Source organism: Rhizobium sp. P1_C7 (assembly GCF_056406295.1).
Genome location: NZ_JBFUAL010000017.1, coordinates 79,200 through 100,258 on the forward strand (window position 1 = coordinate 79,200; position 21,059 = coordinate 100,258).

The window sequence follows — 21,059 nt, forward strand, 5'->3', positions numbered from 1 at the left end:
TGCGAGACAATGCCAGGAACGACACCCTCGCTGGCCATAGGCCCGCCGGCCATAGGCTCTAAGGCTCTCAGCCTTTGAGCTCTCGGTGCACCACGCGATGACAATTCGCGCACAGACATTGTAGATCGTCGAGGCGGGTCGTGTGGGACGTAATCATTTCAGCGACGTGTACCGCTCGGTGATGAACTTCGATACATGCATCTCCGTATAACTCGCCATAGACGTCCGATGGATCCATTTTGCATCGTTCGCAGAACAGTCTTCCATGTTCTCGAACAAACGCAGCTCTTTTTGCTCGCGCAAGACCACTGGCCCGCTCCCGCTTGAGATGGTTTGAAAGCCTAAGGCTTCCTTCGACCCATTCGCGGTCCTCCGGAAGTGGCGGAATTACCTCAGCCTGCGGAAGCTGATCCTTCGGCACAATTTCATAGCCACCGGTTTCCAAAATGGTAAAGCAAACTGTTCCCACTCCCCCACTAAAGTGTCGCGGCAGCACTTCAAAGCCAAGCGCTTCCGAGGCGGCAATGCCAAATACCGTCTTTGGATCAAATCTCTCACCGTCTGCAATCAAGTCATACTCTCTCGAGAGATGGAACTTATGATCCAGGAAGCCCTCCCGAAGCTTTTCAATCGCTTTCCAAAGGTGCTCGGGCGTCACCTTCCTCAATTCGTCGGCAGGTAAGCGGTCCCGGCTACGGACGTCTCTTCTTGCAAGCCGTCCACCCAATATCCTAAGAAAGTCCTCCTGAGACGGGCTGTCTGTGACTTGGATTCGGATTCGTCTGGTTGCATTACCTGGACCTCGAGCATCATTATCGCGGCCAATGTTTTTCATACGGTTCGCGAGAAGTGCGGCTAGTTCTTCTGCACCGGTTCTCGGGTCGGAAGGAGTGAGAAGCACGCGCTGGTCAAGTGGGATATTCTGAACTCTGCTGCTATCCAACCAAGCTCCCTCAATTTGTAGCTGTGATGCCGCAATTCGACTTAGCAGGATGCGCAGAGCACGATTGTAGTCGGAGTTCAGTGCATCCCCATTTGCTTTGCTGCCCCCCCGACTGTGGAAGACAATGTCCGGGCCGTCCAACTCGAAGTGGGCGTCCATGGCGACGCCACTGTCGTCTATAACTTCGTAAGTCATCAAATCCGCCCCTCGTCGCCGTACTTAAGGTACGAATGTTACCCCGAGCTTGAACGATTAAAAATAATATCCCGCGGCTTAATACTCGGCCCCCTCGAGCGAGGCTACGATTCCTATACTCATCCCTGCTACGGTGAAACGGTTCTTTCCAAGGAGTGAACCTGTGATACCTGAAAGCGTCGGAGCCACCCCGTTTGGGATATTTCTTCTTGCCGATGAATTCCTTGACGCTGCGCGGAAAACCCATTCAAACCAGCGAGCATCTACCCACGGGCCCGCGCGAATGCTCGCCTTCCACGCATGCGAGCTTTATCTGAAGACGTTCCTGAGATCACACGGGAGCTCGATTAAGGGCTTGCGGCGGCTCCAGCATGACCTTTCCGCCATGATGGAGGAAGCGAAAGCGAGGGGACTTCAGCTCCCGCATCAAACACAAGTCGGCTTGGCAGCCGCGGCGAAAGACAACGAGTATGTACGGACGAGATATCTGGTGAGCAGGGCGCCGGGAACCGTAAGGCCTGAAACCATTTTAAAGCTGACAGAGGGGCTCAGGGAGTGCGTCCGGGTTGCTTTGAATTTCGATAAGTTTGGAAATCCACAAGGAGAACCTTGGGCGGCTGGAGAACCTAACGACCTTTTGGAGGCTAGGACGTTGTGGCGAAAGCCATAAAACTTGCCCTGGCAGAAGCTTGGGAAGCTCGGCTTAATCGGCCTTTATCAAGCACTTAAAAGGAAAACTGCGCAATTTCTGTTGGAGATTGCTGAGGCATCCCCCCGGTCTAATAGGGCGCGGCGCCTCAATGTCGCCAGAGCTAATGATTGCACAATCGCTCAAACCAAACGCGAGAGCACACCCTCGGGTAAGGGTGGGTCGGTGGTTCAACCCCACTCGGCAGCACCACCAGCGCGAAATGGCCATTGCGCGATTCAACCGGACGGAGTATTCAACCGCGATACAAGCTGGGGAGAAGAATGGCAGGCCTTACTGATATGGAAGAGCTATCGGGGACGGTAGCAGATCCCGGAATTGCAGATTATGTTAGAGAGGCTCTCACTTGCTACAGCGTCGGCGCGTTTCGCGCGTGCATCGTCCTGACCTGCAATGCGCTTTTCGAAGATCTACGGCAAAAAGTGCGAATTCTTTCGGGCGTTAGTTCCGACGCCAAAAAGATCTCAGACGATATTGAGATCCTAGCAGCCGATCAGAAGCCGTTTGAGAGCACGCTGGTAGACCGGCTCAACTCTAAGTCAATTATTTCCACACTGCAGGCGCAACGTCTTAAGCAGCTCATTGATCACAGAAACAAGGCCGCACATCCGTCCGGCCTGCATGCCTCAGCTGAAGAGGCGAGGTTTGTATTTTTTGAAGCGATAGATAAATTCCTGAGCGCGCCTATCCTATCCGCCAACATGCAGGTTGATTTGCTGTTGCAACGATTGGTCGGTGCGAATTATTTCCCCGATCGCTCTTTGATAAATATTAAAACGGTCGTTGCAGATGAACTAGAGCAGATTCACTCGCTTGCTTATCCGTATTTGCTGCTGAAAGTCGTAGCTCTATGCAAGAGCGCCGTTCCGGACGTGAAGCGAAACGCCGAGAATTTCATCGTGGGCATGGCATCGCAGCGCAAGGCCGATATACGAACCGTTCTGGATAAACATTTTATCGTCAAGGAAGCGCACGATCTCAGTTTGTGGCAGACTTTGACCGCCACGCTCGCAGCTGACCCGCAATTGCTCGCGAACAACGACGCGGCTACGAAGCTGAGGCTTGGAAAGCTCTTGGTGCACACCGTTACCTCCACGGAGGATAGCTTACCGGTCACGACACTAAGACACCCTCTCTATCTGTTGCGCCAAATGACTGCCAAACTCGGAGAGCCAGAGCTCATGACGTTTTGGGAGTTTGCCGAAGCGTCCGTAGAAACCTACTGGCACAACCCTGACATTGTGAAGTCGATGGAGAAATCAACTCCCGTACGGGCAAAAATCCTAGAGACACTTCTCTCAAAAGCTGGCTCGTCGCAATACGATACGGCCAACCGTTTTGCTCGGGGCCTTCCAGACTACGAGGCCGAGCTGGCGTCTATACTGACGGACGACGAGGCACTTCGCGTTTTAGCTGCCGTGCAACAGGCTGGCATCTGGGGGGCGTGGGGTGCAAAGGCACTGCAATCGAGCTACTATGAACGAGTACCTTCGCTGAAGAAAAAAGCTAAGGAATGTTGCATCCAAGATGGCGCCGCCGCGTTGGCTTTGGTGGAAGAATATTCGGGAGCCGATTATTCAGAACTTTACTCACACCTGGTTGCCACTCCTGTGTGAGTATGGTGCCCCATGCCGGACTACAGCAAGGGACCAAAATCAAACGATTGCGCGAGCGTGAGGCAATTCAGGTCCTTATCGATCTGCGGTGTTTTTCGGCGCGTCTGTCCACTATTTTGGCCCAGGCACTCGCACATTTGCGAGTATCGCCGGGCATTGCATAGCGCTTTGACCTCCCTCCGAAGGGAGAACCGCAATGCGGACACCGCCAAGATACGATCAGATGGCGATGTACTGCGAGCGATGTGCATCGCCGCGGTGATATTCTGCTCGAAAGCTCGCGAGTAGTTCGACGGCATTCCGAGGTCTACTTGGGAAGACATCCTTGCGGAGGTCGAGGCGCGCGGGTTGGTTGCCGCCGCGAAGTTCGGAGCATATCAATTAGGCGAGTTTCCACGCTTCCGTTACCAGTGACCGCTCCCGGCCGACAGGCGACAACGCCTCGGCTGGAACGGGCCAATAACGGCCACGGGGGGCGACGGAAGCCTCAGCCGCTTCGCGCGCCCCGGAGCGGCCATTCGTTTATTCCTGGCCTTCCAAACGCTCCGCTAACACGGTGCGTTTGGCGTCGGGAATGCCTGGCTCGCTGGCAAGCGCCCTTGTTTCCCTGTACAGGAGAAGTCAGCTGACGTAGGCGGCAATGGGTTGGTTTATCGGAGCAAAGCTAAGCAAATGTCGATCGACACAATCATCTCTGCCACGACGAGCCAGCACTATCACGAGTTTGCGACCATGGTCCGCGAGTATGTCGAATGGTGCCGTGAACGGTATGAGGGAGACAGCTGGTTCGTTGACGCCGCGTTCAGCCATCAGTCGCTTGATGAGGAGTTGCAAGAGTTGTCGTCCTCGTACGGCCCCCCGAGCGGCCGAGCGTTTCTGGCGCTATCGGGGGACGAGGTCGTTGGGTGCATCGCCTACCGGGGCCTGTCTGACACGATCTGCGAAATGAAGCGGCTTTTCGTTCGGAAGAGCGGTCAGGGGCACGGCACAGGACGGCGTCTTTGTGCGGCATTGATCGATACTGCGCGAAGTGACGGCTACGCGCTCATGCGGCTAGACACAGCTAACTTGCTCACTGAGGCGATCGCTTTGTACAGGTCCGTCGGCTTCCGCGACTGTCCTGCCTACAACGACTACCCGGACGACCTCATGCCATACATCATATTCATGGACAGACCGCTCGGACCTGAGACGGGAATTTAACCGCGGCGGAAAATCCATGAGGAAGGCCCCTTCTGTGACCTTTTTTAGTCTTCAGAACACACGTTACTGTGGCCGACAACGGCCTCAAAGCGGTCGCTGATTCGATTGGACGCGAACGTCTCTTATTGGCGCGAAGCGGCCAATGTCGGCTCTAAGTGGTCGACCGCCGAAGGGAGCTTGAGGGCGCTTGCTGAATCACGCGCTCGCCGACTGTTGTCGGCATTCTATGGGCCCAGTCAACGTTGGCTGATAGCGGGATGAACCGCGTCGACTATCAGTCGCTAGATCCGACGTGAGCAGCCGTAAACTCGCTTCCAGTGCGACGTTGTTAGCGGAACAATGCCCAGTCAGCGATGTTACCTCCTTGTTGCTCGTGCAGCATCCAAGGAGGATAAGATGCGCTTCAAAGTTCTAGCAGCCTCGCTGCTTGCTATTGGCATGGCCGGATCGGCGTTTGCCCAATCGAACCCAACACCTGACGGTTCGACAATGGACAAGACCCACCCGAAGGCTGCCACCGGCACAATGAACATGAAAAAGGTTGATAAGACCGTGACCAACAGCACGCAGAACGTTAACAAAGAAAAGTGCAAGAGCGTGACCGGCAAGGGTTCTCTGCAGACCCAAGGCGGCAACAGTGGCACTGAGAATGCAGAAGACACCTGCGCAGACAATAACAACTGATGTCGTAGTTCCCGCTGATGTGAGGTCGTCAAAGCGACCTCACAGGGCTCAATCCACCACATAAACCGCGGCATTGTCCTGCACCTCGCGTAGCCCCTTGTAAGATGCATGCCTCAGCTTGCCGTCATGCGTCCAGGCGCGGTACTCGATCTCGGCAATCAGGGTCGGCTGCGCCCATACGAGGTTCTTACGCTGGCCGGCATAAGCGACCGGCGGCGTTTTCCGCTTTAGGCGATCGAGTAACTTCCGGAGCTGCAGTGCATCGCGCTCTTTGAAGCCCGTCCCGACCGATCCGACATACACCAGGTCGTTTCCCTTTCGGGCAGCCAGCATGAGACTGCCGATTCCGCCTCGCGCCGACATTGAGTGCTCGTAGCCGACGATCATGAAGCTGTCGCTTTGGATGCACTTTACCTTCACCCAGTCGCCAAATCTGCCGGAGCGATAGGAGCTGTCCCGATCCTTGGCGATGATCCCTTCGAGGCCGTGCGCGCAAGCGGCGCTGAAGATTTCACCGCCGTCCCCCTCGATCTCCTCAGAGATCCGGATGGCGCCCTCCTCCCCACGCAGGAGTGATTCCAAAAAGAACCGCCGGGCAGACAACTCCATGCTCCTGATGTCGTGGCCGTCGAAGTAGAGAAGGTCAAAGGCGTAGAGCATCGCGTTGCCGGCCGGTAGCTTGCCGCCTCGCCCGCCGAGCAAGTTCTGCAGTCTGCCGAAGTCGGGCCTCCCCTGCTCGTCGAGAACGACCGCCTCGCCGTCGAGGATGGCCGTCGCGACGCCGAGCCGCTTGGCAGCCTCGACGATACCGGGAAAGCGATGCGTCCAGTCGTGGCCGCCGCGGGTGATCACGCGGACGCGCTGCGGCTCGATGTGGACTGCTACGCGGTAGCCGTCCCATTTGATTTCGTAGGTCCATTCCCTACCAATGGGCGGCTTCGACTTGAGCAACGCCAGGCATGGTTCGATGCGCTCTGGCATAGGATCAAAAGGTAGGTGCGGTTGCGCTGGATCGCGCGGCTTTCGAGCGCGCGAGCGCAGTGGCTTGTCAGAAGTAACAAGAGGCTTTGAACGCGGCGCCATGAGTGCGGGCTAGCCTGCCATTTTCATCTCTTCCATGTCATCGGGGAGCACATGCATTCCTGCCGCGTGTGCCGCCTCGACGAATGCTGCTCGGGCTGTTTTGGCGTCGGTGTAGAACTCGAGCGCCTCTAAGGAGCTCACAAGCGCATGATGAAACGGCGGACCTTTGGTGCCTGTCCAACCACTCAGTAGCATAGCCGCCAAATCCTCTACTGTCTCTGCTTGCCGGTACCTAGCAATTCCTTCGATCTCAACGTGGAGCGGGGCAATGGGAATACGTGTGCCATCCATAACGCTTTACCTTCTTGACATACCGCAGATCAGTAGATGGCGAGTGATTCGTTTTCGTCCAGATTGACTCTTGGAAATGATCGGAACAAAGAAGGAACATGATTGACTATCAACCTAAATATAAATGGCGAGATTCGTGGCCGGGCGAGGCCGGCACGGACGCAAAGCTGCTGCAGGTTTTCCAAGGATGGGATGGGGAAGTGCCGGTCGGACGCATACGGCTTGAGGATGCCGGGCCGATGAAAGGCAAGTGGCAATGGAGCGGTCATGGTCCCTATCGCGGGATCAAGAAAAGGCTCACACCGAACCAAGGCTACTGCGCTACAGCTCGGGAAGCCTCGCGTATGGCTGAGGACTACTATGATCGACTGACGAACCACAATGGAATGAAGGGCAGCCAGGATGTCGAATGAAGGTCACTCGAACGCACCGGGCGCCAATATCCACGTTGAGCATCTATGCTCCGTGGCCGGCTGCTTGAAATGGGGAGGTTTTGGCTTCTCATCAGCAGCCTCCGTCGAAACGCGCTGGTGGTGCTGGGAGCATTACCCCCGTAAGGAGATGCCGCGCAGATAACCGGCAATCTCGCGTCGCACCACTCCTTCTTGACCACTCCGCTACTTGCGTTACATTTTTCCTTATTGAATTCGTCTCTGACTGCTGACCACGGATGTACTGGCAGCCGTTGTCGAAACGGGTCGAGGAAGGTCGGTACGAGGATTCGTCCCGGCCTTTTTCTTGGAGTGATTGCAGCGTGTGGGATTCCATTGATTAAAGACATCTTGGCGGCGATTGGAGCGGTCAGCGGAACGTTTGCTTGTTTCGTCCTGTTTGTGATTGGCATGCCAGCTTGGACCTGGGTTTTCCCATTCGCCTTGTCAGTGTGGTGCACTTGGCTGATCGCGCGAGCGGTTCCCAACGCAAAATCTCTTCCAAAATTTCCGAAGAAGTTTTATTTTGGGGGTGAGGGAGTTCGCCAAATGCAGCAGGTCGAATTCGACATGTATCGCTACGGACTAGCGACGCTTTTGGTGCGCCGCCCACACCTTCGTGCATATGCGCCCGCTGCCCGCTGGTGGGCCGACCTTGTCGAAGAATACGGCGAGGCCGTCAGGTACCGCGACAAGCTCCGCAGCGAGGGTGGCCATGAGAACGAATTAGCCGAATACGAGCACATTTGTCGGGAAATTGAGGACGAGTTGCAGGATTATCTATCTGCCTGTGTCACTCACTCGTAGCGAGCCACTACCAACGAATCCAAAGCGGCACTTATACGCAAGCTTACTGCCCGGAGAGGGGAACCCCACCTACAGCACCTCCGGGCAGTACGGCAGGAGGCCTCTAGGCGCATTAACCGACCCGCTATCGGGAGCCTAGGGTCCCCGCTGGATACGAGAGACATTCTTAAGAGCAGCCTCGAGTAGTAGGTAGCACCGACTTACGGGGTACGAGACGATCAGACTTTCGTCCATCGCGCGATGACCCTTGAACTGGTAATTCTGGTTCTGTCCACGGTAGCGCAAATTACTCCTGGACGGCTTAGCTGGGAGGTCAGGTGACAGCCTATCCCGCCTCCCGGCTAAGTCCACCGGTTCCCCCAAGGAGGCCTTGAGGGGTTTCCCGGATCGGAACGAATCCCCTGCAATCCCGTTGAGTCTAGTCTGCGGAGGATGCCACGCAAGACGACCCCTCACCTGTACCAAGACCGGTTCGCTGAGCGGGGATGCCAAGCAGAAGCGTGAACCGAATGACTCAGCGATCAAACCGACATGACGAGCCATCTGACTTCGGAAGATCTGACAAAATGTCAGTTAATCTGGGAGGGCTATTGTCGCCGAAATGACGTCCAATTGTGGTCGAGCGAGGGACCTCTCATTAGAGCGATCATAATCGAGATTTACCAACACGCGAAACGCTTGCGTTTTCCGCTGGATGAAGAAGGAAGCGGGTTTGATAGCGCGGACCCAAAAATTCACTTTTGCGTTCTTGAGGCAGACGTCGTCGGCCATACGGCGAAACCTACCAAAAGTCCCCAACTTGTCCCGGCACAAGAAGATCCCGGGCCTTTTCGGAATGAAGAGAAAATGATGACAAGAGCTCTACGTGAGGCACGATTTGAGGAAACCACCAAAGTCGCCAAAGAATTGATCGAAGCGGCTGCCAAAGCCAAAAAGGAGAAAAGCGAGCGCCTGCGAAACGAACGTTTGGCAGCCCAGAGCTCTGCTGCCCGTTCTCCCACTGTAAAAAAACGCAAACTAGTGTTCACACCCGCTAGAGGAGCTTGAGAAGAAATGACTGGGCGATTTCATCGGCACGACGAGCCGCTGACATCAGAAGACTTGGCGAAATGTCAGTTGGTCCTTGAAGCCTATTGTCGGAAAAATCACGTTGGCTTGGCGTCTGAGGAAGCCAACGGTGTCGGGCGGATCATTATCGTCGCCTATCAACGAGGCGTCAGAGATGAGAAGCAGCTGCGCATACTGGTGGATGCCGCGCGTGACGTCATTCAAAAACAAGGAACCAAGGTTGTGGCATGAGCGTTTTTTGAGCGCATGCCGGATGCCACCTGCCCCGCCAACACCGCGGGGCTTTTTTTGGTCTCAGTATTCGGGGTGGAGGGCCACCCACCTTGACCGCTGCTCTCCCTTTTTACTCTAGGGTTTAGACGGCATCGGGGAGGGTGCGTTGGTCTATCGTCCTTGGAAAACAGTAGTTGTGATTGTTTGGCCTCGGAGCGGTCGAGTGGATGCCATTTCATCCACAAAGGACGCGCTTGATCTACTGACACCGGCTTGGCAGCTTGTCGGAGGTGTAGCTTTCTATTCGGCATTGGAGGTCTGCGCAGAGGTGGCCGAAGGGTCGGCAAACCCCGATGACGCGACGGTTGCTTTTCTGGCTTCCGCTAAAGTGGCACACGTCGTCTACGACCTGGAGCCGCCCGTAGACCACTCATCAACCAAACTGAATCGACAGCCTGAGCGATTAGTGAAACGATCCACGCACTCGGAAGAGGAGGACATCGCTATGCCGAGAACCGACGAAAACGACACCCGCAAGGCTGCGGACCAAGAGGCAGAGCGCAAGCGCCTCGCCGAGCAGCAGCCAGAAGGCGACAAGAAGGCGGTAGAGGAGCCTGAAAGCGCGAAGCCCCAGCTCGAAGGCGGCAAGATTATCGGGAACGTATAGACCTCGTTGGCGCGACTTCAGCTTGCCATCGATGAGTGTCGCGCTCTCGGTATGGGCAAGGCATAGGTGGCGGCTCACAGTCAGAACCGCCACCGTTGCTAGTTAGCTATGACTACCGCTGTTCAGGCGTTACTTGCCTTTGCCGCCAGCGTTGTTGCTGCCTGCGAAGTTGCCTTCAACAGCGTCGGGACGCGAGTGCGGGCCGGTGGTCTGGTCGGAACCCGGATGGCTGGCTGCGTACGTGCCGTTGCCGCCGATAACGTCGCCGTTGCCCTTGTAGGACGATGAGGACTGGCCGACATCCGAGCCCTGCGAGTTCGTGCCCTTGCTGGGATCAAGCGTTGCGCCAGCGAATGCTGCCGTTGCGAGCAACGAGAGACCCGCTGCCAAAATCATCTTCTTCATGTTGTCTTCTCTTCCCTGTTCAGCACGGACAATTCCCTGCCACCTCACACATAGGATGAGAGCTGAAGCGTTGTTTGATTCGCAATGCCAATCTTTTGTTCTCAGCCGCCATTTTTGGTGGGAAAGCTTCCAGCCTGCAAATCGATGGCCCCAAACTGGCAAGAACCCGTCCTGATGGGTCCCCTGTCGAGTTATACGTTTTTGGCAGAAACAGTATAACCGGATGACGGAACGGCTGGAGAATCAGGATGATGGGACGGTCGATGGGTCCCCGTCTATGCTGCATGTGGTTGATGTATTTCAGACTGCAATCAATCTTTCCGAAGAGCAAATTACCACCTGCATCTCGGTTTGTGCCTTCTTGTAAGGCGTTGGCAACAGCGGCACCAAGGCAACGGCGTACTCCGCTTCTGACCGGTGTGGTATCGAGGTTGTCTTCGTACCGGAGATCACCGTTGCCCCTTGGCCGGCGAAGCCGCCGAACGGCTGAAGGCGTGCGAGGATCTTTTCGACACTTTCGCCAAAAGTGTCTTTGAGGCCCACGAAGAAACCCGGAGCGGGTCAAGCTCGTTGGAACAGAGGGATTGACACATGGAGAGTAGGAACGAGGGTCTGCGGCGTGTTGTCCTCTGGGTCGCGATATTGAATTTGAGTTATTTCGGCATTGAATTCGCCGTCGCGCTCCGTATCGGGTCCGTTTCACTGTTTGCCGATAGCGTTGATTTCTTAGAGGACGCGTCGATTAATTTGTTGATTGCCATTGCGTTGGGATGGAGCGTCCGCAACCGCGCGCGGCTTGGTATCTTGCTCGCGGGCATTCTAATGGTTCCCGCGATCGCCACGCTTTGGACCGCGTATGAGAAGTTCTTGCTTCCAGTGGCGCCGGAGCCTTTCGCTCTGTCGATGACAGGCCTCGGAGCGGCGGCCGTCAACTTTGCCTGCGCCTCGATGTTGGTGCGCTACCGTCACCACGGCGGCAGCCTGACACGGGCCGCCTTCCTCTCCGCCCGCAATGATGTCATCGCCAATATTGCCATTATCGCGGCCGGTCTGGTGACCGCGTTTCTATCGCAAACAGCGTGGCCCGACCTTCTCGTCGGCCTCGCGATTGCTGCGATGAACGCGGATGCGGCGAAAGAAGTCTGGGAAGCGGCTCGGGAAGAACACCGTTCTGCGGAGGCCTAAACGACTCACAGTTGGCTTTAGAAGGTCGCCCCTCGCGGGCATTTTTATCCCTTGGCAAAACAGGTCAGAAAAAACGACTGTGGGCGCTGTGGGCGAGCACGATAGCGTTTATCCCTTGCTCGTTGTCTCCCGGCCGTTGCTTGTTTCTCCCACTCGCCCGCATTTCGCGGGCATTTTCTTGTCCGGCTTCATCCCTTGTCACTGTTTTTGAGAAGTGTTGCATGTGACGGTTTTATGACAGATGGTGTCGCAAATCGACGAATGGAGGCGGCAATGGGCGAGAAACGGAAGCGGGTTTATGAAGCCCTGCTAGACGGAGCGACAGAGGGTCATTCCGATAAGGCCCTTTACGATTTCGTCATGGAACGCTGCCCAAAGGCGACCAGCAAGAAGATCGTACGTGCATCCCTGCTTGCACTGACCGACCCGCACGTGACCGATAGGAACGTCCTCCATACTATTTACGCACTAGCGATTGCGCATCGAATGGACGAAGTCGGCGCAGAGTCCGATCCGGACGATGATGAAGACCCAACGGAAAAAAGTCCGGTGCTCCGCAAGCTGAAGAAGAAGGCCCTCGCTTCGACATCGTTAGAAACCCCCGAGGACTGAAGAGGAATGCGGCTTCTGACCTCCGCTCCGGCACTGACATCAACGGTTCATATACTGGCATTATCACGTCCCAGGGAGGTTTAAATGTGTTGCATGCGGTGATCGCTCTTGCTGCCACCGCCATCTGAAGGACAACGCCAGTGAACCGTACACTCTACTTAGTTTCAGCAGTCGCTGCGCTTATCAATCTTTCGAACTTTGAGCCAGTCAAGGCGGCCTCAGTTTCATCGACACAGCAATCCAGCCGAACGGCAGTAAGTAAGGAACACACAGCGTCGACGACCCCGACAACCAATGGAATGCTTACTCCCCGAATGATGGATCGCAAGCGTCCGATGAATCCAATCTGTGGCCACGGGTTTAAGCCGCGCGCCCCGTCCAGCTGTCATTATTGACGCTCGCGCGTCACCGCAGGTACGTCTTCCTCAGAGGATGAAAGAGAAGAACAGGGCCTTATCTTATGCCCATCGAAGCGCTCTAGCGCGATGTCCAGAACACTTGCCTCGCCACTCTTGGCGGGGCATTTTTTGTCCGATTTTCCGGCTGGAACGCGGTGGCACGGAACTAGAAAGCCACTTTTCCGTTTTACCGGTAGACGCGTTGTACAGCATGCGACGCGAGTTTCCATTGTCCCACTGCCCCGCCAACACCGCGGGGCTTTTTTTGGACATCTTATTTATCAAACATCTCTGCACCGGGCCACCTGAACAGCCGTGGGGTGGGTATTAAGACGGATGGGCCTTCCGACCGCTCAGATGGTTGTTCAATATCTAAATATATATTCGTAAATTGCAATTCATCAAAATGGTGAGGCTTGGCGCCAGTTAGTGCGCCGTCGGTGAATGTCCGCGCTTGGCCTTCCGTGGCCCGGGCTTCGACCGCTCCTGGATGTACTCTTCCCTGCCAATGAGCATTTCTGCGGCCTGTGCTGCAGCGACAAAGGCCTCCCTCGCCTGCTCTGGATCGCGAACGCCTTCCATGGCCTCGAGACACATCTTTTGCGCGACCAGCCATTCCTTGCCGCGGTTATCTTCTGGCCAGCGGTAAAGCAGGCTTGTCGCCAGGTCTTCAAGCGTGGCATGCCTACGCAGGGTAATGCCTTTTCGTCGCTCCACGGCGACGATCACTTCCCGGATACTGAAGTTCACGGACATCTGGAATCCTCCAAAGGACGAATCAGATGAGGATTGGTGACCGTCAGTCAAGAGGTGCTATTAAGAATTTGCTAATTTTCAAGATTTGTCTTCGTGAGGCGAGGAACCAAGTCGCTCGAAGAAGGTTTCCATCACGGATCGCGTCGCGCGGTCTCTCCAACACCACCGCGATGCACCTCCCCCGGAGCCGACGCGATCCACCTCTTAGGGGACAAGGTGCTTTGCGAATACTTCGTTGGACCGAGTTCGCTCACCGGGATGCCCAGCAGGAGCTTGAACCGATGACACAGCGATCAAACCGACATGACGAGCCTCTGACGTCTGAAGATCTGACGAGATGTCATGTGGTCCTGGAGGGATATTGTCGCCGACATAACGTCCCATTGTGGTCGAGCGAGGCGCCCCGTATCAGAGCGATCATAATCGAGATCTACCAACTGGGCGTGCGAGATGCGAAACGCTTGCGTTTTCCGGTGGAAGGAGAATCTGGCGTGGTGCTGTGATCGCTCTTGCTCGCTTCCGTCCGAAGGACAATACCACGGACGTTCTCTTTGTGAGGAACGGAAGGTCTACGAGCGTTTGATCGCCGTACGTCGGACAATGCACCGTCAGGCGTTCCTGGATGGCGACGACAACTTTCGTGACGCTCTTGAGGATATGTTCCACAAATGCGCGACGTATTACCAAAACTGATCGAAACCGATGCTCCAGCAGCGAAGGCTTTGCTGACGACGGCAGTTCACTTCCTCATCACGGCTGCGACGCATTCGGATGCCGTCCCGGGGCGCAAACCTACCCTTCATTAATAAGAGCTCTGAAAGCACCCATTGTGATGCGAACATATTGCGAACTCCGCCTTTTTGGCGACCACTTTCAGGGTTAACAGATAGTAAGCATAAGACTTAGGTCCCTATACATTTCAACTACAATTCTACAATGTACACCGTCTATCCGGTCAATACGACGGTAAGTCACGCAATACGAATATTTATACAAAAAAACAACTCCGGCTTCCCGTTCTGTTACAAAGGAGCGTCAGGATGACTTTCTTGAAAGACCCCCAGCTGCCACGCAACACTGCGCGCCGGCGTTTTTTTGGGGTGGCGGCGGCGGCCGGTGTTCGTTTAGCGAGCGTGGCGGCAATTGCAATGGCGGCTTCATCGTCGCCAGCTAAAGCAGCTGGCCTTCATTTGGGATGGTGGAAAGGGAACCGGCACGGCGGGAACGGCAACTCCGGCGGGCATAGCAACGCCGGCGGCGGGAGCAGCGGCGGTCCGCAGTGCTTTCTGCGCGGGACGTCGATCCTCACGTTTGGCGGTGAAAAGCCTGTCGAGGAACTTTTGGTTGGCGATCGAGTAGTTCTTCCTGGTGGAGAAACTCGCCCGGTAAAGTGGGTCGGTCGGCAGGTGTTCAAGAAAGGCGGCGCGCGCTGGTATGAGGGCGTCGTACCGATCCGAGTGGCTCGCAACGCGCTGGGCGATCACTCCCCACATTCTGATCTCTACCTATCACCCGGCCATGCCCTGTTCCTGAATGGCGTTCTTATCCGAGTGAAGGATCTTGTAAATGGCACAACCATCGCGCCGATCGCACCGCATGACGATATGAGAATTGAGTATTACGCCGTGCTGCTTGCAACACATGAAGTAATCTTTGCTGAAGGCGCTGCGGCAGAGACATTTCATCCCTCGCAAAGCAATCGCGAAAATTTCTCGAACTTCGCGGAATACGAACGCCTATATGCTGGTGAGGCACGCGAGCCGATGACATCTTATGCGACGGTCCTTGGCGAGGAAGGCGGCTGGCAGCATCTGAAAGCTCTTCTTTTGCTCAGCGCCTCGCCTTTCGTCCCAATACACGATCCGTTCGAGGATGCTTGCGAGACGATCAATTCCCAAGCCAAGAGCTGTTGAAATAAAACGCCCGGCAGGACGTCATCAAGTTGGAAATCTTAACCTTGTAGAAAATAAGCGTTTTACTGAACCCGCCGGGTAACGCCCCGGCGGTTTTTTTAAAACGCCAGCCCTCGCGCCCGAAGACGTGAGAGCTCGTGAAAACTGGAATAGTTCCTGCTAAGTCGATGTCCTATTTTGAAGCTTATCGGTTTACTCACGTCGACACCAGACCGCGCTCCCGCTGCAAACCGCGGGGCTCTTTTTGTCATCACCACTTAGTGGGTTTTTTGCCGCAGGATCGGTCGGGCGACATATCTTTCGAACGTAGTCCAACAAGATGGGATCGTCAGCGAGGTAGTCCTGAAACCTCTTCGCGTCCAGTCGGCCGAGTCGGTAGGCCTCGAGGAGAACTCTCTGCTCTTCAGTTAACGCGGGGAGATAGATCGCGGCCGGCGCGGCTTGTTGCTGGGGCGCGCTTTCGGGAATCTTAAAAATGGTGATGCTCTTGGCGCCAGCCCTTCTTCAAGTTCTTCACTCGAAGCCACCGTTGTTGTTCACTAGTGCGCCGTTGGTGAATGCCCGTGGCTTTGGCTTCGACCGCTCCTGGATGTACTCTTCCCTGACCATGAGCATGCCGGCTGGCTGAGCCGCAGCGACCAAGGCCGCTCTTGCCTGATCAGGATCGCGGACACCTTCCATCCTCAAGGCACATCGTCGGCGCGACAATCCATTCATCGCCGCGATCGTCCTCGTTTGCCCATTGATCCGGGCCAGTATATTCGCCATCCTATTGTTTGTTAGCTGCTGACAATAGGAGGATTAGTAATGTACGTGCTCATCATAGTAATCGGGATACTCTCACCTAGCAGTTCAGGCGCTATTCCTATCGGTGTAACTTCTCAAATTGTTGGAAAATTTAAAAACCTAGATGAGTGCGAGGCGGCAGCAAGTAAGCCCCATGCCACAGGCCCTGTTGTGGATATCACTATTGCAACCACTTTGGGATCGCGTTGGTATTGCACATATGCCGGCCCGAAGTGACCCAACTGAAAACCTCGAAATACCTACGGTTTTCCGAGTTTGCGCGGAACACCAAGGGGCGACTGTTCGGTTGAACGCTGGAGATCGAGCTTATTCAAAAGATGATGGGCTTTGGCAGTCGGGCCAGTCTTAAGGTCGAACCGGGTCCCCCACCACAATCCATCAACCGGCTCATCGTCCTTCCAACACGGATCGCGTCGCGCGGTCTCTCAACACCACCTTGATACACCCTCCATTGTGCCGACGTGATCCACCCCTCAGGGGCGAAGGTTTAGGAGAATACAACTCCGTTAGATCGGGGTCGTTGAGCGGCAATGCCCAGTAGGAGCGCTTCATCGACCACGTTAATCCGGCCATCGGCTGGGGTCGGTCGGGCGATACACCTTTCGAACGTAGTCTGACAGGACAGGGTCGTCAGCCAGACACTTTTGAAACTTTTCGTCGTCGAGTTGGCCGCGTTTGTAGGCTTCGAGTAGATTTCTCTGCTCGTTTGTTAACGCCGGGAGACCTATGGGTGCCGCTTGTCGCGCTTGTGGGACGCTTGCTGGCGTCTTTTCAGATTCGGGCTGAGAGGGCATCGCCGTTCCTCCTTCCAAGGGAAGAACGGATACCGGGTTATCGAGTTCCACTGGGCCTATTGCGTTCGGCTTTGCTCTAGGCGATCGAGCCTTTCGCGTAGATCCAGCCGCCATTGTTCCTGGCTGGCGAAGATGCGCTCAAGCTCTTCGCGCGACACCATTCCCTCGCGCAAATCCTTGACCGCGGCATCGGTACGCTGACGGTCTTCCGCGCCGCGCGCCGTCCGCCATTCCATTTCCTTCTGCGTCACGACCGATTCCGTCACCCTCGCGATGGCATTGTCCAGCCGGTCCTGCGTCTTGCTAAGAGTGCCATAGAAGAAAGCCCCGAGGCCCGACAGGACAACGAAGCACACGCCGGCCGCCGACCAGATGACCGGCCATTGGGTTTTGCTGTTGTTGCGCAGCTCGTTCGATAGGGTTCCGATAGCGGAGTTGATCGTCTGAAACCCAGTGTTCATGTTGGAACGCAAGTCGACGATGTCTTTCCCTTGATTCTCTACCCGCTCGGATAATCGAGCCCATGATGCCATTGGGTCGAACTGGTTACCGCTGCTCATATCAATATCCCCTGCCAACCCTCTGCCCTTTCAATGCATATGCCGTGCTTGACCGGAGCGACCCGATCGACTATTCGGCCCGCCGCCGTCCTCGTTAATGAGGCGGTGGCAACAAGAGGGTCCGGCCTTAACGAGGAGGTCGGGCCCTTTTTGCTATTTCCGACAGGCCCGATCTTCGCGACACTGCTTGTTGTTTGAAGCTATCGCCGGTCCCGCTGTAGGGTCCTCTGCAGCCGCTCGTGCCGCAACAGGGTCACTGAAGCGGGTTAGCTGATACCCACTGCCGTTAGTCGCAGCCGCTGTCTGGCAGCCCGCTATCGCGCATGAGGACAAGACAACGATCACGAGCCGACTTGCTACGGAAGTCCGCATTGTTCTTCTCCATGTTGGAAATTCGGGACGACGCTTCTTTGATGGCTTCCATCTGGGCGGCGACACGAGCGTCTTTCGCACCCATCCACCGGCCGAACTGATAGACCGCGGGGACAGCCAGGATGATCGCCGCGGCGATTTTCAGCCACAAGGGAATCCTTGCCCAAAGGATTGCCAGCATCTCAGGCTTCCCGCCGCTTCTGAATGTAGTTCCACAGGAGGACGCACGCAGCGGCGACGAGGATGGCGCCGAGGGCATAGGCAATCGGGCCCGTGGTCGGAACGAACTGCAGGCTGCCTCCAGACAAGGCGGCAGTGCCGACAGCAAGGGCGTCCTTGGAGATCAAAGGAGCACTCTGCTTGAGAGCCGGGGTGCCGCTCGACTGGATGAAGCCGCCCCTCGCCCAAAGTCCGGCCTCTGCTGCGCGGCGATTCACCAGGCCGTTGCTCACGACTTTCTTGCCGTCGATCGTGGTTTTGTTCCACTTCGCCAGCTCGGACGGAACCGCGGCATAGTTGCCTTGGTTCAGCTTCTTCAGCAGCGTCGAACCTTTGAAGGCACCAACACCCGCATTGAAAGCGAACATGACGAGGGCGCCGAACTGGTTATCGGTCAGATCGACCTTCACAGAGGTGTCAACTGCCTGCTCGCAAGGATCGAGGTCTCTGCGCAGCCACACGGCGGCCTTCTCCTCGGAGATGTCAGGTGCGCCGGGATAGACGTCGGGGCCTGTGTGACCGTATCCCTGCGTTGCCGTACCGCGCACCCTCATCCCCGGACGCAACCGCGTCTTCTTCAGGCCAGGCTTGCCGTCCGCGTCGTCGTAGACAAACGGTATGAAGGCCTCCCACTGCTTGAGCGCAGCTTCGCTGGTGGCGTTGATGTTTCGCGCCATTGACGTCTCCATATTTACGGGATCGGCCCTTCGGATGCCGGCAGTCAGACCGGCATGAAATGACCTCAATTTTCGGGTGATATGTGCTGAAGCGGGAAAGCCACCGAGGATGTTTACCACCCCTTGGCCTTACCGACTGATTGCGTTGGAACGACTCACCGCAAGGCGGTCAAAGGGGATGCCGAACCCCTGCGGCTAGAAGACCCGGCAGGCGGACCATACGAGGACTGTTGCCGGGTCTTTTTTTAATGGTCGCCCACGCCTATCGAGCGACCGAGAACGGCGCGAGCCTGAAGACTTTCCAGAACATAAGAACCTCAGATTTGGGAAGCAGCCGCCAAGAAGTTGTCGAGCTGTTCTTCGGTAAAGCCGAGCGCCGTGAACCCGGCCTGCATCATTGGCTCCGACTTAACGAAAGGACCGCTGTACTCGTAGGCAATCTGAACCGCCTTCGGCTGACTTGCGATCCCGGCGGCGAAGCCAGTGTAGGAATAGTCCGGGACGAACGGTGTCGGATCGCTCATGCTAATTCTCAAACAACCGGCCAGTAACCGGGATTGGCGTAGTCGGAAGGGATCGGAGCCATGTCCTTGATGGCGCGCGCCGCGAAGATATGCGCCTGCTTATGCGTCATCGCTGTTTTGCCAAAAGCGAACATCGTCGGAGCATCCATTGGATGTTTGTCGTTTTCGGCGTCGATCCATTCGAAATCGCTGTCTTCGCCGTGCCAGCGATAATCGCCCTGGGTCGCCCCGTTCATGAGGGCAGCAAGGGCCGCCGTCGATGCGCCCATGATGTTTTCACGATCCTCGGGCCGAGACTGGTAGTTGAACCCGCCGAAGCTGAACCCGGCCGTGATCCGCCGATCGCGCTCGGCGTCAACGTCCGCCTCTGTCGGCGGGATCGCCTGATCAATCAGGGCAGCGCCCGTATAGAAAAGGCCCAGCTTGATTGTCGTATGATCGGCGTCGACACCGAGGACGATGCGATCCCCCGGCATGAGCCGGGAAGGATCATATTCGACATTGGTGACGCGCATCGTCGAAGGATCGACCATCGCCCACGCCCCATAGATCGCGTCGACAAAGGCGCCGTTTTCCGCCCAGGTCGTCAGGCTGAAGCGAAGGCCATACCAGTCTTGACCGACTTCGTTCTGGAAATACAGGATGCCGTCGCCCTGCGAGTAAGGCGTAAAATGTCCGAAGTTTACGATTTCCATGATCGCCCCCCTTAGTATGCCTGACTGAACCCGACCCATCCGCGAACCGGGTCATAGATTTGCGGGTAGACGTATCGCAATGTTGAGATTTGGCCTGCTGAGGTCATATACCCGCCAACTATGAGCGCGCCCCCTGGCGCATATGTAAAATTGTTGGATGTGCCGGGGATGGTTCCAAGTGTGACATGTCGGTATTGGAAGTTCGCAACGCGGTCGTTTGCGTAAGCGAGCGCCTGACCGTTGATGCGGTTGTTCAGATCGCCAAGCTGAGAACTCCACAGCGAGCCGTCTGCGCCGATTTGGAACCGGGCAGCGCCTGCGGACCAATCTATGGCGCGAAGGGTTGTGCCGTTGACATCCAGCCCCCATTGACGCTGACCGGGATTGTCCAATTTGAACTGCGGATTAGCGTACGAAATCATCAGCTGGCCGGTCATGGTGTCGCCGGATTTGTTCAGTTTCGTTGCTATCCCCGCGGCGATCTCCACAAGCGTATCAAAAGCAGCGTCAACGCCGCCCTTGAGGGCGTTGAGCGCCGAAGTGACGAAGGATCGAACCGCCTTCTGCGTCGCGATCTTCCCGTCGCTGTTTGCGGTCAACGCCGGATCGGCATCGAGCTTGTTCGTAACAGCCGCATCAATGAAGGATTTCGTTGCCTTCTGGCTTGCGATCTTCGTGTCACTGTTCGCAGCTAAGGTCGTGTCGGTGTCGATCTGACTGTCGTCGACCTTTGCGTCAAGAGCCGCCTGCAGTCCTACGATGTCGCCTATCGACCCGTATTCGTTCATTACCGCGCGGTATTCAGTCGCCCGGTTCCAAAGGAAATATGCCTTCCCGGCGGCGAAAGCGTCGGCAGGAAGTGCGACGCCCTCGCTGTCGGTGACGGGCTTTCCATTGATCGTAACGGCGCCTGTATTGGGGGCGCTCGGGATGATGATCGCGCCGATGACCTCGGCCAAATCAAGGCCCGACTGCGGTGTCGCGTTGATCGCGTTCGCCGTGCCGCCGGTAATTGTCAGCGTCGCGATCTGCTCGCCGAGCCCTCGCTTGCGCTGCCAGGCCGAGCCCGTCCATGTGTAAACGCCGTTGTTTGCCGGCGTCGGGTCCGAGTAGACGAAACCCGTAGGCAGAACGCCAGCTTTGGGCGCAGGAATTGCATTAAGAGCCGCGAGCGTAGACACGCCGAAGCTGCCCAGGCGTTGAACTCCAACGCCGAACCCGATCGTCATCGT

General features: G+C 56.3%; 25 protein-coding genes. 12 read left to right on the forward strand and 13 right to left on the reverse strand.

What is annotated here, in order from left to right; all coding sequences use genetic code 11:
- Window positions 1–67: 67 nt before the first annotated feature.
- Complete coding sequence (locus tag AC1D2R_RS22800) at window positions 68–1,138, reverse strand: HNH endonuclease (protein WP_477970752.1); 1,071 nt, start codon at window positions 1,136–1,138, stop codon at window positions 68–70.
- 972 nt (window positions 1,139–2,110) lie between these two features.
- On the opposite strand from AC1D2R_RS22800, the gene AC1D2R_RS22805 reads away from it, so the two are divergent.
- From AC1D2R_RS22805 to AC1D2R_RS22815, 3 genes are all read left to right on the forward strand, one after another.
- On the forward strand, window positions 2,111–3,463 hold the full coding sequence (locus AC1D2R_RS22805) for a hypothetical protein (RefSeq protein ID WP_477970754.1): 1,353 nt from the start codon (window positions 2,111–2,113) through the stop codon (window positions 3,461–3,463).
- A gap of 672 nt (window positions 3,464–4,135) precedes the next feature.
- Complete coding sequence (locus AC1D2R_RS22810) at window positions 4,136–4,666, forward strand: GNAT family N-acetyltransferase (protein WP_477970756.1); 531 nt, start codon at window positions 4,136–4,138, stop codon at window positions 4,664–4,666.
- A 396-nt stretch (window positions 4,667–5,062) separates the two neighbouring features.
- Window positions 5,063–5,350, forward strand: coding sequence for a hypothetical protein (locus AC1D2R_RS22815; RefSeq protein ID WP_477970758.1), 288 nt, complete (start codon window positions 5,063–5,065; stop codon window positions 5,348–5,350).
- A gap of 48 nt (window positions 5,351–5,398) precedes the next feature.
- Here AC1D2R_RS22815 and ligD read toward each other — a convergent pair whose 3' ends face one another.
- Both ligD and AC1D2R_RS22825 read right to left on the reverse strand, forming a co-directional pair.
- On the reverse strand, window positions 5,399–6,433 hold the full coding sequence (gene ligD, locus AC1D2R_RS22820) for a non-homologous end-joining DNA ligase (protein ID WP_477970760.1): 1,035 nt from the start codon (window positions 6,431–6,433) through the stop codon (window positions 5,399–5,401).
- Between the two features lie 9 nt (window positions 6,434–6,442).
- Window positions 6,443–6,724 (reverse strand): DUF982 domain-containing protein, encoded by a 282-nt coding sequence (locus AC1D2R_RS22825; RefSeq protein ID WP_477970762.1) that lies wholly within the window; start codon window positions 6,722–6,724, stop codon window positions 6,443–6,445.
- A gap of 98 nt (window positions 6,725–6,822) precedes the next feature.
- Between AC1D2R_RS22825 and AC1D2R_RS22830 the strand changes: the two genes are divergently transcribed.
- The 5 genes from AC1D2R_RS22830 to AC1D2R_RS22850 all read left to right on the forward strand — a co-directional run bounded on the left by AC1D2R_RS22830 (window position 6,823) and on the right by AC1D2R_RS22850 (window position 9,910).
- Window positions 6,823–7,137: a hypothetical protein gene (locus tag AC1D2R_RS22830; protein WP_477970764.1), complete on the forward strand. Its 315-nt coding sequence runs from the start codon at window positions 6,823–6,825 to the stop codon at window positions 7,135–7,137.
- 354 nt (window positions 7,138–7,491) lie between these two features.
- The gene (locus AC1D2R_RS22835) at window positions 7,492–7,962 is read left to right on the forward strand and encodes a hypothetical protein (RefSeq protein WP_477970766.1); all 471 of its coding nucleotides are present in this window, start codon (window positions 7,492–7,494) and stop codon (window positions 7,960–7,962) included.
- Between the two features lie 678 nt (window positions 7,963–8,640).
- On the forward strand, window positions 8,641–9,009 hold the full coding sequence (locus AC1D2R_RS22840; protein WP_477970768.1) for a hypothetical protein: 369 nt from the start codon (window positions 8,641–8,643) through the stop codon (window positions 9,007–9,009).
- 6 nt (window positions 9,010–9,015) lie between these two features.
- On the forward strand, window positions 9,016–9,261 hold the full coding sequence (locus AC1D2R_RS22845) for a hypothetical protein (protein WP_477970770.1): 246 nt from the start codon (window positions 9,016–9,018) through the stop codon (window positions 9,259–9,261).
- A gap of 178 nt (window positions 9,262–9,439) precedes the next feature.
- Complete coding sequence (locus AC1D2R_RS22850; protein ID WP_477970918.1) at window positions 9,440–9,910, forward strand: DUF982 domain-containing protein; 471 nt, start codon at window positions 9,440–9,442, stop codon at window positions 9,908–9,910.
- 129 nt (window positions 9,911–10,039) lie between these two features.
- Here AC1D2R_RS22850 and AC1D2R_RS22855 read toward each other — a convergent pair whose 3' ends face one another.
- Entirely contained in the window at window positions 10,040–10,315 is a 276-nt protein-coding gene (locus AC1D2R_RS22855; RefSeq protein ID WP_477970772.1) for a hypothetical protein, read from the reverse strand.
- A 300-nt stretch (window positions 10,316–10,615) separates the two neighbouring features.
- On the reverse strand, window positions 10,616–10,858 hold the full coding sequence (locus AC1D2R_RS22860; RefSeq protein WP_477970774.1) for a hypothetical protein: 243 nt from the start codon (window positions 10,856–10,858) through the stop codon (window positions 10,616–10,618).
- A gap of 48 nt (window positions 10,859–10,906) precedes the next feature.
- Between AC1D2R_RS22860 and AC1D2R_RS22865 the strand changes: the two genes are divergently transcribed.
- Window positions 10,907–11,500, forward strand: a complete 594-nt coding sequence (locus tag AC1D2R_RS22865; protein WP_477970776.1) for a cation efflux transmembrane domain-containing protein — start codon at window positions 10,907–10,909, stop codon at window positions 11,498–11,500.
- A 273-nt stretch (window positions 11,501–11,773) separates the two neighbouring features.
- Window positions 11,774–12,112 carry a hypothetical protein gene (locus AC1D2R_RS22870; RefSeq protein WP_477970778.1) on the forward strand — a complete coding sequence of 113 codons (339 nt, stop codon included), beginning with the start codon at window positions 11,774–11,776 and terminating at the stop codon, window positions 12,110–12,112.
- 824 nt (window positions 12,113–12,936) lie between these two features.
- Here the strand turns inward: AC1D2R_RS22870 and AC1D2R_RS22875 are convergent.
- Window positions 12,937–13,266 (reverse strand): DUF982 domain-containing protein, encoded by a 330-nt coding sequence (locus tag AC1D2R_RS22875; protein ID WP_477970780.1) that lies wholly within the window; start codon window positions 13,264–13,266, stop codon window positions 12,937–12,939.
- Between the two features lie 1,040 nt (window positions 13,267–14,306).
- Between AC1D2R_RS22875 and AC1D2R_RS22880 the strand changes: the two genes are divergently transcribed.
- Complete coding sequence (locus tag AC1D2R_RS22880) at window positions 14,307–15,179, forward strand: Hint domain-containing protein (protein ID WP_477970782.1); 873 nt, start codon at window positions 14,307–14,309, stop codon at window positions 15,177–15,179.
- 513 nt (window positions 15,180–15,692) lie between these two features.
- Here the strand turns inward: AC1D2R_RS22880 and AC1D2R_RS22885 are convergent.
- Window positions 15,693–15,860 (reverse strand): hypothetical protein, encoded by a 168-nt coding sequence (locus AC1D2R_RS22885; protein ID WP_477970784.1) that lies wholly within the window; start codon window positions 15,858–15,860, stop codon window positions 15,693–15,695.
- Between the two features lie 126 nt (window positions 15,861–15,986).
- On the opposite strand from AC1D2R_RS22885, the gene AC1D2R_RS22890 reads away from it, so the two are divergent.
- The gene (locus tag AC1D2R_RS22890) at window positions 15,987–16,202 is read left to right on the forward strand and encodes a hypothetical protein (RefSeq protein ID WP_477970786.1); all 216 of its coding nucleotides are present in this window, start codon (window positions 15,987–15,989) and stop codon (window positions 16,200–16,202) included.
- A gap of 634 nt (window positions 16,203–16,836) precedes the next feature.
- Here the strand turns inward: AC1D2R_RS22890 and AC1D2R_RS22895 are convergent.
- The 6 genes from AC1D2R_RS22895 to AC1D2R_RS22920 all read right to left on the reverse strand — a co-directional run bounded on the left by AC1D2R_RS22895 (window position 16,837) and on the right by AC1D2R_RS22920 (window position 21,056).
- The gene (locus AC1D2R_RS22895) at window positions 16,837–17,358 is read right to left on the reverse strand and encodes a hypothetical protein (protein ID WP_477970788.1); all 522 of its coding nucleotides are present in this window, start codon (window positions 17,356–17,358) and stop codon (window positions 16,837–16,839) included.
- A gap of 268 nt (window positions 17,359–17,626) precedes the next feature.
- Window positions 17,627–17,893, reverse strand: a complete 267-nt coding sequence (locus AC1D2R_RS22900) for a hypothetical protein (protein WP_477970790.1) — start codon at window positions 17,891–17,893, stop codon at window positions 17,627–17,629.
- A gap of 1 nt (window position 17,894) precedes the next feature.
- Complete coding sequence (locus AC1D2R_RS22905; protein ID WP_477970792.1) at window positions 17,895–18,608, reverse strand: lysozyme; 714 nt, start codon at window positions 18,606–18,608, stop codon at window positions 17,895–17,897.
- Between the two features lie 317 nt (window positions 18,609–18,925).
- Entirely contained in the window at window positions 18,926–19,132 is a 207-nt protein-coding gene (locus tag AC1D2R_RS22910; RefSeq protein WP_477970794.1) for a hypothetical protein, read from the reverse strand.
- Between the two features lie 8 nt (window positions 19,133–19,140).
- A complete protein-coding gene (locus AC1D2R_RS22915) occupies window positions 19,141–19,827 on the reverse strand; it encodes a DUF4376 domain-containing protein (protein ID WP_477970796.1) in 687 nt (228 codons plus the stop codon).
- Window positions 19,828–19,838: 11 nt separating this feature from the next.
- Window positions 19,839–21,056, reverse strand: a complete 1,218-nt coding sequence (locus tag AC1D2R_RS22920; RefSeq protein WP_477970798.1) for a hypothetical protein — start codon at window positions 21,054–21,056, stop codon at window positions 19,839–19,841.
- Window positions 21,057–21,059: the final 3 nt, after the last annotated feature.